This is a genomic window from Pseudomonas sp. LBUM1676 (genome assembly GCF_059695605.1).
In genome coordinates this window covers 2394725-2409137 of the sequence record NZ_CP166777.1, presented here as the reverse complement: position 1 = coordinate 2409137, position 14413 = coordinate 2394725, and the positions used below count along the sequence as shown (strand labels likewise).

The 14413-nt window shown below is 54.5% G+C and carries 15 protein-coding genes and 1 pseudogene; 11 read left to right on the top strand and 5 right to left on the bottom strand.

Annotated elements, in window-relative coordinates:
* Positions 1–22: 22 nt before the first annotated feature.
* Both ACA041_RS11360 and ACA041_RS11355 read right to left on the bottom strand, forming a co-directional pair.
* Positions 23–871: a copper resistance protein B gene (locus tag ACA041_RS11360; RefSeq protein WP_497442052.1), complete on the bottom strand. Its 849-nt coding sequence runs from the start codon at positions 869–871 to the stop codon at positions 23–25.
* 127 nt (positions 872–998) lie between these two features.
* On the bottom strand, positions 999–2840 hold the full coding sequence (locus tag ACA041_RS11355; protein ID WP_497441172.1) for a copper resistance system multicopper oxidase: 1842 nt from the start codon (positions 2838–2840) through the stop codon (positions 999–1001).
* 286 nt (positions 2841–3126) lie between these two features.
* On the opposite strand from ACA041_RS11355, the gene ACA041_RS11350 reads away from it, so the two are divergent.
* From ACA041_RS11350 to ACA041_RS11320, 7 genes and pseudogenes are all read left to right on the top strand, one after another.
* On the top strand, positions 3127–3597 hold the full coding sequence (locus tag ACA041_RS11350; RefSeq protein ID WP_497441171.1) for a hypothetical protein: 471 nt from the start codon (positions 3127–3129) through the stop codon (positions 3595–3597).
* 99 nt (positions 3598–3696) lie between these two features.
* Positions 3697–4095 (top strand): hypothetical protein, encoded by a 399-nt coding sequence (locus tag ACA041_RS11345; protein ID WP_151141722.1) that lies wholly within the window; start codon positions 3697–3699, stop codon positions 4093–4095.
* A 124-nt stretch (positions 4096–4219) separates the two neighbouring features.
* Entirely contained in the window at positions 4220–4471 is a 252-nt protein-coding gene (locus ACA041_RS11340; protein ID WP_497441170.1) for a DUF2933 domain-containing protein, read from the top strand.
* A gap of 252 nt (positions 4472–4723) precedes the next feature.
* Complete coding sequence (locus ACA041_RS11335) at positions 4724–4996, top strand: heavy-metal-associated domain-containing protein (protein WP_338920291.1); 273 nt, start codon at positions 4724–4726, stop codon at positions 4994–4996.
* A gap of 27 nt (positions 4997–5023) precedes the next feature.
* A pseudogene (locus ACA041_RS11330) lies at positions 5024–5462 on the top strand (DUF411 domain-containing protein).
* Between the two features lie 155 nt (positions 5463–5617).
* A complete protein-coding gene (locus tag ACA041_RS11325) occupies positions 5618–5845 on the top strand; it encodes an AbrB/MazE/SpoVT family DNA-binding domain-containing protein (protein WP_497441169.1) in 228 nt (75 codons plus the stop codon).
* 131 nt (positions 5846–5976) lie between these two features.
* Entirely contained in the window at positions 5977–6942 is a 966-nt protein-coding gene (locus ACA041_RS11320; protein WP_497441168.1) for an endonuclease, read from the top strand.
* Positions 6943–7076: 134 nt separating this feature from the next.
* Here the strand turns inward: ACA041_RS11320 and parS are convergent, their stop codons facing one another.
* Entirely contained in the window at positions 7077–7526 is a 450-nt protein-coding gene (gene parS, locus ACA041_RS11315; protein WP_497441167.1) for a type II RES/Xre toxin-antitoxin system antitoxin, read from the bottom strand.
* 285 nt (positions 7527–7811) lie between these two features.
* On the opposite strand from parS, the gene ACA041_RS11310 reads away from it, so the two are divergent.
* Together ACA041_RS11310 and ACA041_RS11305 are read left to right on the top strand one after the other, a co-directional pair.
* Complete coding sequence (locus ACA041_RS11310) at positions 7812–8264, top strand: hypothetical protein (RefSeq protein ID WP_497442217.1); 453 nt, start codon at positions 7812–7814, stop codon at positions 8262–8264.
* Entirely contained in the window at positions 8264–8629 is a 366-nt protein-coding gene (locus tag ACA041_RS11305; protein ID WP_497441166.1) for a hypothetical protein, read from the top strand. The genes ACA041_RS11310 and ACA041_RS11305 overlap by 1 nt, the downstream gene beginning before the upstream one ends.
* A gap of 537 nt (positions 8630–9166) precedes the next feature.
* On the opposite strand, the gene ACA041_RS11300 is transcribed toward ACA041_RS11305, so the two are convergent.
* Together ACA041_RS11300 and ACA041_RS11295 are read right to left on the bottom strand one after the other, a co-directional pair.
* Positions 9167–10386 (bottom strand): IS3 family transposase gene (locus ACA041_RS11300; RefSeq protein ID WP_497434342.1). Its coding sequence is split into 2 segments (ribosomal slippage): positions 9167–10041 and positions 10041–10386, totalling 1221 coding nucleotides; the frame shifts between segments, so codons are not numbered across the junction.
* A 333-nt stretch (positions 10387–10719) separates the two neighbouring features.
* Positions 10720–10920 carry a hypothetical protein gene (locus ACA041_RS11295; RefSeq protein ID WP_497441165.1) on the bottom strand — a complete coding sequence of 67 codons (201 nt, stop codon included), beginning with the start codon at positions 10918–10920 and terminating at the stop codon, positions 10720–10722.
* A 461-nt stretch (positions 10921–11381) separates the two neighbouring features.
* Between ACA041_RS11295 and ACA041_RS11290 the strand changes: the two genes are divergently transcribed.
* Together ACA041_RS11290 and ACA041_RS11285 are read left to right on the top strand one after the other, a co-directional pair.
* Positions 11382–12836 (top strand): sensor histidine kinase, encoded by a 1455-nt coding sequence (locus ACA041_RS11290; RefSeq protein ID WP_497441164.1) that lies wholly within the window; start codon positions 11382–11384, stop codon positions 12834–12836.
* 413 nt (positions 12837–13249) lie between these two features.
* Entirely contained in the window at positions 13250–14065 is an 816-nt protein-coding gene (locus ACA041_RS11285) for a DUF1206 domain-containing protein (RefSeq protein ID WP_497441163.1), read from the top strand.
* Positions 14066–14413 lie beyond the last annotated feature (348 nt).

Here is a 14413-nt window from a genome sequence, read left to right as displayed (position 1 = left end):
ATTTGGTGCCGCTAACTGTGATTTAGAACCACACCCGGACGCCGAGCACCAGACGTGCTTCGTTATTGTCTTCGCCTTCCTCGCTGGCATAGTCAGCGGTCTTTCCATAAGCCCGATTCCAAGTCACGCCTACATAAGGTGCGAACTCTGGACGGATTTCGTATCGGAGCCGCAAACCGACTTCACTCTCAGACAACCCTGAACCGACTCCACGTTTGGGATCGTTTTTGCCATAGAAATTGAATTCTGCCGTTGGTTGCAAAATCAGCTTATTGGTTAGGAGAATGTCGTAGTCCCCTTCCAGCCGCGCTGCGGTCTGGCCACCTTCACCCAGGTAAGCAGTAGCCTGGGCCTCGAAAATGTAGAGCGCCAAGCCCTGGATACCGAAAGCCGCCCACGTTTGAGGGTCGCCTGGTTTGAAGTCTTGACGAACCCCGCCGACTAGATCCCACCAAGGGCTGAAGGAGTGTCCCCATAAAGCTTGAACCTCAGCTTCTTCAGTCTTCCCATTGGTGCGCTCGCCTTCGGAGCGCAACCATAGCCGATCAACATCTCCCCCTATCCAACCTTGTGCTTCCCAGTTCAGCGCGCTTCCATCGTCAGCATCCTGCCATTCCAATTTCTCAAATATAAAAAATGAGTTGAGGGCTGTGTCATGAACTTCGTGACCACCAGGGGCCTGATAGACTGCGGCTCTGTCAGCATCGGTTAACGGCGGTATCGGAGTCCGGCTTTGGGCCTGTGTCTGCTGCTTGGCGGGCTGCATACCCTCCATCTTGCTATGATCCATGCCCTGCATCTGGCCGTGATCCATGCCCTGCATTTTGCTGTGATCCACGCCCTGCATCTGGCTATGATCCATTGTCTGCATCTGCCCGTCTTCCGTGGCCTGACCTGGCTCAGCGGCTGCCGGCAAGACAAAAATAGAGGTTAGAGCAGTCGCAAATACAGCTGAGTGCATGCGAGTCCCGCAAAAAAAATTGCTCATAGTCGACTCCTTATTCCTCTACACGCACTTCGCGGAACATCCCCATTTCCATGTGGTATAGGAGATGGCAGTGATAAGCCCAGCGCCCCAGCGCATCGGCTGTCACTCGGTAGCTGCGCTTTGACCCTGGCGGCATATCAATGGTGTGTTTGCGGACAAGGAATTGCCCGTTTTCATCTTCAAGGTCGCTCCACATGCCATGCAAGTGGATGGGATGAGTCATCATGGTGTCGTTTACGAGAACGATCCTGACTCGCTCGCCGTATTTCAGTTTTAACGGTTCGGCATCCGAAAACTTCACGCCGTTGAAAGACCATGAAAATTTCTCCATATGACCGGTCAAGTGCAGTTCGATAGTTCGACTTGGCTCACGGCCATCTGGATCCTCAAACGTGCTCTTAAGGTCAGAGTACGTCAGTACCCTTCGACCATTCTCGCGAAGGCCCATGCCAGGATCATCAAGCTTTGGCGACGTCGACATTGCCTGCATGTCGACGAGAGGATTGTTGGACTCTGTGGCTGGGTGCGACTGCATTTCCCCCATGCCACTCATGCCGTCCATAGACATTTTGCTGTGATCCATTCCCGCCATGCTGTTCATGCCGGACATTTCTTGCGTAGCACCATGATTCATATCTTGCATGGCACCGCCGTCCATTCCTGACATTCCCTCCATCTTGCTGTGATCCATTCCAGCCATATCGCCCATACCACCCATCCCGCCATGATCCATACCGGCCATACCCATGTCGGCCATGGTGACGAGAGGACGAGGGTCTAGCTCAGGTACTGGAGCGGTCAAGCCAGACCGGATGGCCAAGGTGCCTCTGGCGTGCCCCGACCGATCCATCGACTGCGCAAACAGTGTGTAGGCGTCCTGAGTTGGTTCGACGATCACATCGAAAGTCTCGGCAGTGGCGATCCTGAACTCGTCTACGCTCACGGGCTTAACATACTGGCCATCGGCAGCCACAACAGTCATCTTCAAACCCGGAATACGGACATCAAAATAGCTCATGGCTGAACCATTGATGAACCTCAGCCTAAGTTTTTCGCCAAGTTTGAAGGTGCCCGTCCAGTTTGAGTTCGGCGCGTGGCCGTTCATCAAGTAGGTGTATGTCGCGCCACTGACGTCAGCAATGTCAGTGGGATTCATCTTCATTTCGGCCCACATCTTGCGGTCAGCGACGGTGGCTGACCAACCTTTGTCAGCTACGTCATGGATGAAATCACTGACAGTGCGCTTGTGGGTGTTGTAGTAGTCAGACTGCTTCTTCAGTGTTTTCATCAGCGAAGCCGGATCTTCATCCGTCCAGTCGGTAAGCATCACTACATATTCACGGTCATACTCAAACGGCTCGGGCTCTTTCGCGTCGATTACCAGTGGGCCGTACACACCTACCTGTTCTTGGAAGCCGGAGTGACTGTGATACCAGTACGTTCCGTTCTGCTTGACCTTGAATTGATAGACGTACGTGCCGTTAGGCTCGATCCCATGAAAGCTGAGCCCCGGCACACCGTCCATATTCGCCGGGAGAATAATCCCGTGCCAGTGGATGGAAGTCATATCCTTTAGGCGGTTCTTGACCCGCAGGGTCACGGTATCGCCCTCACGCCAGCGCAGCTGAGGCCCCGGAATCCCACCATTGATTGTCATGGCTGTCCGGGCATTCCCAGTGATATTTACCGGTGTTTCTCCGATAAAGAGGTCGAACTCTGTACCTGACAGAACATTGGTCTCACCTAAACTGGGGGCAGCCCATATAGGCGTCTGCCAAAGCCCTAAGCCACCGAGAATCCCGCCTGCGGTGAGACCTTTCACAAAGGTGCGCCGAGAAGTTTTGGATTGCATACCGATTCATGTCCCGTCAGTCGGATGTCAGGTGCACGCACTGTGGTGTGCTCCCGAGGGTTCACGCTTTGGATAGCTAGTGCGCTTGATACATCGGAAGATGCCATAAGCCAGCAAACGGGGTGATTACATTTCCGTAAGCTGGTTGGCTCAGCAATGGTGAAAGGGGCGGTGCACCACAAGATGCTAGTAAAGGACGACAAAGAGGGGTAAACATCTGAAAGGTCGATGTTGACCTTGCGATTGGGCCACACCACAGGAGCCGACACCGCCTGCATGTATTGATGTGGATCAACCGTGGCGCTTCGATGCGCTGTATGTTGAAAAATCAAAACCCGTTAATCAGTACCGGAGATTCTCCATGTTCTGGTTTCGCCATCGTCAACCAACGTTCATACGCCTCGCCATCGTGCTGTGGGTGTTAGCGTTTGGTCTGGCAGCGACCCAGGGATGTCTGGCACAGCCCAGCCACAATCCGGCTACAACGCATGTCTCGCTGAACACCGCGCAAGATCACGATAGCCACGACGCCCACGCCCTCGGCTGCCTTCAGCACTGCGCCGATGCGGCGATAGCTGTAAGTCCTTCGCTCCATCTTCAAATATTTGATCTGTTCAGTTGGACGTTTCTGCTCCTGATCCCTGCGTTGCTGATTTTTTATCCCGCCACCCCCTCCGCTTTTGCCTTTCTTGCATTACGGCGCCCTGTACCGGCCAGACCGCCTGCCCGCCTGATTTTCGTCCGTTTCAACGATTAATCCGACCTTCTGCGCGCCGATCTTCGGCGCATCGTCTGACTGCGCCAACCTGGTGCGGCTTGGTATTACCTGAGTTGTCCTCACCCTTTGGAGATTGCCATGCATGCCTCATTGAAATTTATCCTCGCCACCCTGCTCGTGAGCAGCCCACTCATGGCCTCGGCAGTCGATGAGCATCACCCGGAGCAGACGCCGACCACGCCCGCCCAGACAAGCGAAGCAGCTACGCCGATGCAAAACAATGTCATGACCGAGCAAATGCAAAAAATGCAGGCTGCACACGACAAGGCAGCCGCCGCTAAGACCCCTGCCGAGCGACACGCCGCCATGCAGGAGAGCATGAAGACGATGAAGGACAGCATGGCCATGATGCATAAGAACTGTCATGGCATGGGCATGGCCGGCAACAAAGACGGCATGGAGATGGGAATGATGAACATGATGATGAAAATGATGGATCAGCAATCGAGCATGATGAAGATGCCGATGAGCAAGTGACGCGTACAAGCCTGTAGGCAATGCAACGTCGGTTTTACCTTTGCCAATATGCCAAGGGTAAAACCTCCGCCCGTTGGCCTATACGACGTATCACTAACAGCACTTCCCTCGGGAGTACAGAACCATGATGAATTCACCACATTCCGCTAACACCTCTCCAACATTTTGGAGGAGCAAACCCGGCATAGCGCTGGGCATGCTGCAGGTGATCGTGCTGTTCTATCTAGCAAGAGAACACTACGGCCATATGCTGGGCTTACTGCCTTACATTATTTTACTGTTGTGCCCGCTGATGCATTTTTTCGGACACCACCACGGTGGTCACAGTCATCACGGAGAAACCTCAGACTCAACCAAGGATGCGAACAGGCGTTAGCTCATGCACAACCCTGAGCTTCGTCAAGAGCACAACCTAATACGACAGCCTGAGCCTCAACCAGTCGGCCCCCTTGAACGTGAGTTCGACGTCGGTGGTATTCAACGCTTTGCGCCTGCGCCGCGTTTCAATTGTTTGAGCGATAGAGTCTGCTTGACCTTACTACCATGGCAAGGTTGAGGATAAAGCCAAGGCCACACGAATCCACATACCTCAGTCTTTCTACGATCATTTTTTTGTGAGGAGTCATCGATGAAAACCGTTGAACTGCAAGTCCAGGGCATGAGCTGTGGTTCATGCGTCAAACATGTCACCGAAGCGCTGCGCCCACTTGAAGGAGTGAGTGACGTAACAGTGGATCTACAAGCCGGACGGGTGAAGGTCAGCGGCGATTCGGACAGCCATGCGCTGCTTGCAGCCCTGGAGAACGCGGGCTATCCAGCACAGCTGGCGACAGTGGAAAGCGTAGCGAGTAAGAAAACCTCAGGTTGTGGCGGGAACGGCGGCGGTTGCTGCTGCCGGTAAGCATTATTTTTAAACGGGAGAACTCCCATGAATACCAGTCTGCGGATCGCTGCGTTCACGACACTACTCATGACCGGAGCGGCACACGCCGCTGAAGTCATCGACGTTTACCGCGATCCTAACTGCGGCTGCTGCAAGGACTGGATAAAGTATCTTGAAGTCAATGGCTTCAGCGTGCGCGACCATGTCGAGCCCAACATGAGCGGTGAAACAGCGTCTCGGCGTCGCTCCGCGCTTGGCCTCCTGTCATACCGCGATGATCGACGGAAAATTTGTCGAAGGGCATGTACCGGTAGCACAGATTCTCGACCTGAAGAATCACTCCGACCTCGTCGGAGTTGCGGTGCCTGGTATGCCCGCTGGTTCGCCTGGAATGGAGTACGGCCAAACCAAACAGCCGTATCAGGTGATAGGTCAGACCCTAACGGGCACCGATCAAGTAGTCACCGATTATCCTAGTAATTGACGACAAATTAAAGGCTGCTAGTCCATCGTGCTGCTGGTCATGACGCCAGGTTTAAGGTCGAAACAGAGGCTCATTACTCTACAATTGAGCAGTGGGAAAGCAAGTTACCATTACCGACTCAAAAGCAACGGAGACCACGCGTGAGAAAGCCACCTATGAGAATCATGATCGAAGATTGGGATGGTGACGGTGCTATTAGAATTCCGGACGAAGCGCTGCAGGAGCTCGAACTGGATGTTGGCGACTCTGTGTACTTGATAGAAGAATTTGTCGGGAACACGCGCTGCCTTGTCCTATCGAAAAAGCATCAAATTGCGGATCGAATAGACGAGCTCACCGAAGCTTGGAATAGCGAGCAGCATGGCAGCTCCCAGGATAAATGAGGCCACGCAAAGGGTCTCCTCGTTGCCCTTAACAGCCGGTTCGCTGGCGGCATCTTAGATGCCCCGTTCTCCCTCGGCAGCCGTGAAGTCGTGCGTATAATGTTTTCCCTTTCAATTGCTTAAGCTGTCCGATGAAAAAACTGCTTTCCGTAGTAGCGCTAACCCTCTCGGTAATTACCCCCGCCTTCTCAAGCCCTCCATCGACCTTTTCCGAAGCGAAGGTCATCGCAAAGCAGAAAATCTACCTTGACCAGGCTGATAGTGCCCTTGGCGAGTTGTATTGCGGTTGCAAGTGGACGTGGGTAGGTAAATCCGGTGGCCGGATTGATGCTGAATCTTGCGGCTTTCAAACCAGGAAACAACAAAGCCGCGCGGAACGGACTGAGTGGGAACACATCGTCCCTGCCTGGACATTCGGTCACCAACGCCAATGTTGGCAGAACGGTGGTCGAGAGCATTGCGTAGATGATGATCCCGTGTTTCGAGCTATGGAGGCAGACCTGTTCAACCTCTACCCATCTGTTGGGGAGGTGAATGGTGACCGCAGCAACTTCAACTACGGTATGGCTTCCGGTGTAGCGCCGCAGTATGGGCAGTGCAAGACACGAGTTGATTTCGATCAACGAGCGGCGGAACCGCGTGACGAGGTTAAAGGGCTGGTCGCTAGGACAACCTTTTACATGTTCGACAGATACGATCTGAACATGTCTCGTCAGCAGCAACAGCTACTGATGGCTTGGGACAAGCAGCACCCGGTGTCGGCTTGGGAGAAAGAGCGTGATAGGCGCATTTCGGCAATCATGGGGCATGCCAATCCGTTCGTAACCGGTGACCGTCAATGGACTCAAGGGTACAAGGCGGTTGGTGACGGCGTAGTTAGCCCCATTCCTGTTAATCCTCCGCGAGCACCAGTCCAGCCGTCCCTAGCGAGCGCGAGCGGAGTAAGTACGATCATTGGTAACCGGAAAACTCAGGTGTATCACCTCGCTATTGGGTGTCCTAGCTACGATCAAGTGTCGGCGAAAAATAAAATAACTTTTGATTCTGAGTCTGAAGCCCAGGCGGCGGGATATCGTAAAGCAGGCAACTGCAAGTAACTGCAGTCGCGTATTGGGGAATCTACGGAGTGTCCGGCTCAATAAAGCGTCACACCGAGCCGGGCCTCACTGGCCCGAAGAAGCGATAGCAACAATCAACCTGAGCTGCCATCCCTGTGAAGCGTGCGATGAAGCTAAGTTAGGACTCCTCTCTCCAGTCGACCGATGAGATCGAGCACAGCTTCAGTTTCTACTCTAGTCCCCAACATCTCTAAGGGACGCTTCGAACCAAGTCCCCGAGCCGGCGAGTCCATCCACCCTCTCGCCGCGTTCACATCACCGTCAAACAAGACAAGCGCTTCCTGAAAAACAGCGATCAAGGAGACTAAGCGATCGCTTTCTGCGCTGTTGAAGCGACCTACTTTCGCTCTGCGCTTCAACGTTGAGGGCGATACGCAAATAGCCTTAGCAATCACCTCTCGCTTGATCTGAAGAAGGCTCGCTATCCGGTCGAGAAATCCGAAAGGTAGTCCAATGCGAACGAGGTCAAAAAGGGAGGTGCCGCGTGAAGGCAAGCCCAAGGCTGTCCAAATGTTTCCTGAGATTGACTCCTCAGGTTGGTACTCTTTTAACGATGGCAGCACTCGCACCTCCGTCGACTGAGATTGCCGCAGCCGCAGCCGCAGCAACCCATAGTCTCTCTGAAAAGTCGCCCGGGAAGCTAATATTGAGCCGGGCCCAGTTGGCCCGAAGGAGCGACCTCCCCACCAACGTCACTTCACCCCACAGCTTAACTATCGGTAAGCGATGAGTCAGACGCAAATGATTTGAACACAACGCCCCTCTCACCTCTCGCGAGGTCTGCCAGGTGCTGACGGACGTCGCGCTTGGCAAACGCATCATGATGACAAGCTCCATCCAACCATGGAATGAGATCTATCACGGCCTCATGCCCGTGGAAGCTCGCACCCAAGCCAGGCGACGAACTCGCCAGGCAGCGTGCCGCCAAGTGCAAGGCACAACACGAAGTCGAGATGCTGGCCCTCGAGTGGAGCAAGATCATGCTCCAGCGGCAGATCGACGACGCGATCAACCCTGCGACAGATCCCCGGCTGCGACGTGACCTATACAACGATGTGCTTAATCGTGGCGTTGGCCGGCCGAAGCCGCCGGAAGACGAAGACGCGGGTGGCAAGAAGAAAGGCGGCAACCCCGCCGAGTTCCTGGAAATGCTGGCAGCGACTTCGACGGCAGCCTCGGCGGCGTCGGCCCTGAGCCACAACGTAGCGTCGGCGCCCCGGATCGAGCGCGACATTGGTGGCAGTGGCACCGACGAGGGCAGCCTACAATCGTTCCTGGACGACTTGAGCGATGGCAGATAATGAACAGCAATGACGACGGCAACCTCGACGAATACGACCTTGAGCACGCAGCCTACAGGACAGTTGACTTGCTGCTGCCAGAAAAGGAACCGCTGACACTCAAAGTCCTACCCGTGGTGATAACGGTGGCCGCTATATCGTCCGCGTTTTTTGGGGCGATGGCCCTCATCATTGGCGCCCGTGACCAATGGCTGCTGTTCTGGGTTGCGCTTGGTGCGGTCTTCACGCTCGGTGTGTTCCTGAACGCCGCGTACCGGCCATTTCACATTCTCGATAGAGCCTGGCGGTATCTGTGCCTGCGCTTTTCGACTCAAGTCGGCTGGCTGATCCTTGGCCTGCTGGCGTGGGTGATCATCGGGCGATGAACATCAGAAAAGCCTTCGCGGGCATCGACTTGATGAAGTGGGCGAACCGTGGGGCGCAGCTCGGGTTCGTATTGGCGGCTATTGCCGGATACTACGGCTGCCAACACTGACGCTGAAACAAAAGCGGCCCGAATCGGCCGCGCCGTTGATCGGATGCAGGATTACCTTGAAGGCGCGGTGCGGGATAACATCGAGGCCGTTTTGATCGCCAAGGCTATCCTCGACCAGCAGGAGGTCGCGTCGTGAGCACATCTGTAACCGAAATTGGCTGGCTGATTATCGGCCTTGTGGTCTGCATTCTCGGCCACCATCTTCTGTACTGACCATAACTCATGCGTGGTGCTCTGCACGCGATTGGAGAGAACGAGGGGGCCACAATGGCTTGGCAATCCGGCACACTTGATGGCGCAGATGATGAACGAGCAAGACGTACATAGCTTCAACGAAGCGGTGATGAGACGCCTCAAGGCCCAATTCAGGGATGGCACCAAGCTCATGCTTGGACTTGCCCCTACAAAACCGGACACCAACTCCCCATTAAATGGATGCCGCTGCCAAGCGCCTGAACTCTCTCGGTGAGCGATAGTTCAAAGCGCTGTGCGGATGCTGCTCGTTGTAATGCTCAAAGGCAATTGCCAGGTTACGCAGCGCCGTTTCTCGATCCGGCTTGGGCATGTGCGCCACATAATCCCGCTTGATCGTCTTCACGAAGCTCTCGGCCATGCCGTTGCTCTGCGGGCTGCGCACTGGGGTGGTCACCGGCTGCAAACCGATCTGCCGAGCAAATAGGCGCGTCTGTTCGGCGGTGTACGCCGAGCCGTTGTCGCTTAGCCACTGCACCGGCATGGCGGGCAGTTGATCACCGAAACGCTTCTCCACACTTTCCAGCATCAAGTCGCGGATATCATCGCCGCTGTACCCGGTCGGGCTCGCGACCCAGCCGATGGCTTCGCGATCACAGCAGTCCAGGGCGAAGGTCACGCTCAGTTTGGCGCCGTCCTCGCAACGGAACTCAAAGCCGTCCGAGCACCAACGTGTATCGCTGGTTTCCACCGCAATTCGGCCTTCGTGCCGACGCGGCACGCCGGGCTGTTTGATTCGGCGCTCAAGCAGCAAGTTGTGATCACGCATGACCCGGTAAACCCGCTTCACGTTGATCGCGGGCAGCAACTGGGTTTCACGGGCGCGACGCAGCAATCCCCAGACACGACGGTAGCCATAGCTGGGCAATTCGCTGACCTGTTGCTGGATTTCGGCCACCAACTCCGCGTCGTTCACAGGCCTGCTTCGCCGTACTTTGGGCGATACCGATTGCTTGATTCGAACCGTTAATTGCGAGCGCGCCACACCGAGACATTCGCTGACCAGCTTCACTGGTCGTCCCCCGGCAACAAGGGTGAGTGCGCAATCCATTTTCGCGACCGGGCGATCTCCACGGCCTCTTTGAGGATTTCTGCTTCCATCGTCTTCTTGCCCAGCATCCGTTGCAGTTCACGGATCTGCTTGAGTGCATCGCTCAGCTCAGAGGCCGGCACCACGGCTTCACCCGCGCTGACCGCCGACAGGCTGCCGTCCTGATAGAGCTTGCGCCACAGGAACAACTGGTTGGCATTGATGCCGTTGCGCCGAGCGACCACCGACACACTTTGTCCTGGCTCAAGGCTCTCGCGAACCATGGCCAGCTTTTGCTCCGGGCTCCAGCGGCGCCGCCGCTCCTGACCCAAAAGCTCCCCACTCTTATCGTTGCTGTTAGTCATAAACATAACCGTTTGCCTATCCCTTATCGTAAGGGGGAAACGGTGTCCTGTCTTTCATGGGGCTCGTACAATGCTTAGGGTTGGCGGGGAGATGTGCGACGTGGATGTCGACTGGGTAGTGGACACCTACCTGTCTTTACCGAAAGAGGCTCAATTCGTTGCTGCGGAAGTAGCTCAAGCCTGTGCGACAAAACTCCCAGGCGGATGTAGCGACCTCAATTACCTCTGTGAAATGTCCCTGCTGCTCAAAAGGACTGAGGCTGACGGCATGCTCCCCCAGTAAAAACAAAGGGCGCTCTACGTGGCGCGCTTTGTCGTCTGTGCTGCACACCGTCAATCATCGAACGGAGCCTTCAGTGCCTTCTTCTGGGAAGGTTGTACGTCCTTCCCCGGCAGCTCCGACTTCGTCCGTGGGAAATACGTTTCCTGGCTCGGGATTGGTTTTTTCGTTACGCCGTCGCGTTTGTCGATCATTTCAGTCACCTCATCATCGGTGCAGGAATGGCACAGTTCATCATCTTCTTCGGCCACCATCAGTAGCGCATGGCCGAATAGCTCAGTACACAGCACCCGGGCAAGCTAACCGAGCTTCGGCTTGTCAGCCATCGTCCACAGGCCTGCGCGAAACCCCTTGAGCAGCACCCGGCGTCGCTGCTTGATCTATCACGCCTAATGCCGTTGAAGTTGATGGCTGACATCTCAAGCTTTTCAATGTTCTGGGGTGTTCTAGGTGATAGGAAATTTTTCCCGCAAGCATCCTCTCCTGTTCGGCCTCACCTTCCCCCAACACCGGGGAATTCCCCCGAGAGTTGACTGTAGTTATCCCCCTACATTGGCCCTCAGTGCTGTCGGAATTTCCACAAAAATTTGATTGCACTGGTGGCCAGAGCCCTCGTTGCATGGCCGTATGTTTTTGGCATAGACAGTGCTTGGCGATCATTTAGGCAACGCAGGCCGATACAGTAGGATAAGCAGCGCACCTTAGGACATTCGCCATGCATGTAGTATCAGCATTGTTTAAGCGTCTGCCTCGGGGAGAGTCAGACTCGATTGCTCCCACAAAACAATTCAATCTACTGCGGTGGTTTTCGATAGTCAGTTTCCTGCTTATCAGCGCAATAGCTTTTGGGCTGGGCTCTGTGTCAACGCGCTTTCTAGTCACCGAGAGTCTTGAACGCGATGCTCTGATGTCAGCGCAGTTTATCCAGACCATCGCAAAGGGTGAGATACGACATCATGAACTCGACGGAAGGCGGATCGGAAATGTTCTAACACTTGCTCCATTTGGAACGCAGCCGAACGAAATGTCGCAGAATTGGCAAGGGGTGCCCTCCGAGTTCCTGTACTACCTTTCGCACATCCCAAACGCGCTCCTGATTTCCATCTACTCCCCGCTTGGGACGGTCGTTTGGTCAACCAATCCACAGTTAATTGGGCAAAAATTTGTGAACGACGAGCTTGAAGAGGCATTCAGCTCTAAAGACCGGGTCTCCACTAAATACAGCGATGTAGATGAAGACCGTATCGAGCAGCAGTTTTTGCAATCCCCTAAAATGTTCTTTATAGAGAGCTACATCCCTCTTGTAGATGACCGGGGGAATATTCTGGCGGTGGTTGAAATCTACAGGGAGCCGTTCGATCTGATTGAGCGACTCAATCGTGGGCACTTGATCATTTGGCTGTCCACGATGGGCGGTCTGCTGCTTTATTTCGGGTTTTATTGGATCGCCCGACGGGCATCGATCCTGCTGGCGTCACAAGAGGCCCAAGTCGTTGCCAACAAGACCTACGTTGGCCTGGCTGAGATGTCCACTGCCGTCGCCCATAGTCTTCGCAACCCCCTCGCCTGCATTCGCTCAAGCGCAGAATTGGCGAACGACATGGACGGCCAACCCGCCAAGAAGAATATTGCCGATATTGTCAGTCAGGTTGATCGGATGTCGCTGTGGGTGCATGAGTTACTGCTGTGTTTACGCCCGATCCATGGAGAGACAAAACAGGTGGAGCCAATGGCGTTGGTACAGGCCACACTGAACAACTTTAGCTTGCAACTCACCCAATCAAGAATCCAGGTCGATTTCAAAAATGAACCCGCCCCCCGGATAGCCAGTAATCCGCTTTTGCTTTCTCAGATCTTCGATAGCGTGTTTGCCAATGCCATGGAGGCGATGCCAAGAGGCGGGCGATTGACCATCCAGTCCAATTTTGATGAAAATCAGGAATGGTGGAATCTCATTATCAATGACACCGGGGAAGGAGACTCACGGAAGCAACAAATGCTGGATTTCAAAACCTTCTACACCACCAAGCAAGGCAGGCTCGGTATTGGCCTGATCATGGTGAAGCAGATTATGGAAAGTTTTGGCGGAGCAGCCAGTCTGACCAGCGACGAACAACTGGGAACGTCGATACGCTTGAGTTTCAGAGTTGTGGAAAGGCCCCCTGCGTAGAAAGGCTGGTGCCAATGCAGACTGCGCACAGTGGGCGCAGGCGGGCCAGACCATTCTTGATCGGATTACCCCCTAGAATCTCGCAAAAACTGTTACCAGACTAAATTTCAATACCGGCAGCCACTTAGGCTAGGTAACAGTTATCTAGGCTCCGGTATCAGTGACTGCGACAGCCGAGACCACCGCTAGGACTACAAGGTCGTCTGACGTTCGAGTTGGGGATCTCGAACCTGGCAGCACTATGGCACTGATCAAATCGAGCTTCTGACCTGTCGGAGGGTCAGCCCTTGAGCGCCTGCAGTACAAGCTTTGACGAGGGAATCAAATCCAGAGACGATCCCACCCAACCTTCAATCGACCCCCCCCCGACCAGATAGGTCTGCTCCTGTATAACTTCTCTGGAATCAGATCTCATGTCCGCGCAACAGAGCCTTGTCGTAGCCGCACGGGGTGGATATGCCGCTCGAGGCGTTCTTTATCTGATCATCGGTATTTTCGCTCTGTTGGCGGCTCTCGACTCGACCAAACCGAAGGATAGTCACAGGGGCTTGGAAGCGTTGCTGAGTCAGCCGTTCGGCTACGTTTTGGTCGGGCTGGTGGTAGCTGGTCTACTTGCCTTCGCCGCTTGGCGAGTGTTGCAGGCAATACGCGACGTTGATCATCACGGTAAAAAAATAAAGGGGTTGGTAATCCGTGCAGGTTTGCTGGCGGGTGGTGTAGTCAACGGCGCGCTGGCGTTTTTTGCCTTGGGCCTACTCGTCAGCGGCATCAGAAGCTCGGGCAATTCCGGAGGTGAGCAAACCAAGGATTTATTGGCGCATCTGTTGTCCTGGGAACACTCAAATTTACTGGTGTACCTCTTCGCACTCGTACCACTCGGCGTAGGCATTGCTCACATCATCAAGGGATGGAAAGCGACATTTGAGAAATACTTTGAAGCTGACGAAGACAGTATGCGTTACGTCCGCCCGGTATCTCAATTCGGCCTGATAGCCCGTGGTGTCGTCTTTATCGAGATCGCCCTGCTGCTGATGATCAGCGGATCAAATTACAAAACCATGGATCCGCCTGGCATGAAGGAGGCCCTCGATGCTCTCCAGAATCTACCGGCGGGAGGTTTGATTTTGATGGTGATGGCCTTGGGGATGATCGCCTTTTCGGTTTACAGCTTTTCCGAAGCTGCTTGGCGCAAGATCAACATGGATGTGCCTGGAGTACCGAGCGCATAGGCAAATGACTACTGCGAGGACTGCTGGTCGCCTGAGGTTGTGTCGGGTCTATTGAAAGCTGGCAGCGCTATGGCGTTTCCTTGGGAGCGTGAGCAGCTAGAGCCTTTTTTTCGACCTCTGATAGACATTCCTTGTAAAGAAGAAATGCGGATCCCTAACTCACCGATGCGCCGTCCTTCTCACGGAGAAAGCACGATGCGCTGTCATAAATTGTCTCAGCTCAGTCCTGCCCAGCTGTTGAAATCATGAAGTCAAACCGGTACTTGTAGAGCACCATTCTTCAGCCAGGAACGCACCATGCAGCCGAGATTCAAGGTGATTGGAACCACCAAATTGGACGATGGCAGT

What these genes read in the sequence shown, in the direction of transcription:
- ACA041_RS11325 (WP_497441169.1), top strand. Translation starts at nt 5,618, where the DNA reads ATGAGAATCATGATCGAAGATTGGGATGGTGACGGTGCTATTAGAATT.
- ACA041_RS11305 (WP_497441166.1), top strand. Translation starts at nt 8,264, where the DNA reads ATGAACAGCAATGACGACGGCAACCTCGACGAATACGACCTTGAGCAC.
- ACA041_RS11360 (WP_497442052.1), bottom strand. Translation starts at nt 871, where the DNA reads ATGCAGACAATGGATCATAGCCAGATGCAGGGCGTGGATCACAGCAAA.
- ACA041_RS11320 (WP_497441168.1), top strand. Translation starts at nt 5,977, where the DNA reads ATGAAAAAACTGCTTTCCGTAGTAGCGCTAACCCTCTCGGTAATTACC.
- ACA041_RS11340 (WP_497441170.1), top strand. Translation starts at nt 4,220, where the DNA reads ATGATGAATTCACCACATTCCGCTAACACCTCTCCAACATTTTGGAGG.
- ACA041_RS11295 (WP_497441165.1), bottom strand. Translation starts at nt 10,920, where the DNA reads ATGGTGGCCGAAGAAGATGATGAACTGTGCCATTCCTGCACCGATGAT.
- ACA041_RS11355 (WP_497441172.1), bottom strand. Translation starts at nt 2,840, where the DNA reads ATGCAATCCAAAACTTCTCGGCGCACCTTTGTGAAAGGTCTCACCGCA.
- ACA041_RS11310 (WP_497442217.1), top strand. Translation starts at nt 7,812, where the DNA reads ATGAGATCTATCACGGCCTCATGCCCGTGGAAGCTCGCACCCAAGCCA.
- ACA041_RS11345 (WP_151141722.1), top strand. Translation starts at nt 3,697, where the DNA reads ATGCATGCCTCATTGAAATTTATCCTCGCCACCCTGCTCGTGAGCAGC.
- ACA041_RS11285 (WP_497441163.1), top strand. Translation starts at nt 13,250, where the DNA reads ATGTCCGCGCAACAGAGCCTTGTCGTAGCCGCACGGGGTGGATATGCC.
- ACA041_RS11335 (WP_338920291.1), top strand. Translation starts at nt 4,724, where the DNA reads ATGAAAACCGTTGAACTGCAAGTCCAGGGCATGAGCTGTGGTTCATGC.
- ACA041_RS11290 (WP_497441164.1), top strand. Translation starts at nt 11,382, where the DNA reads ATGCATGTAGTATCAGCATTGTTTAAGCGTCTGCCTCGGGGAGAGTCA.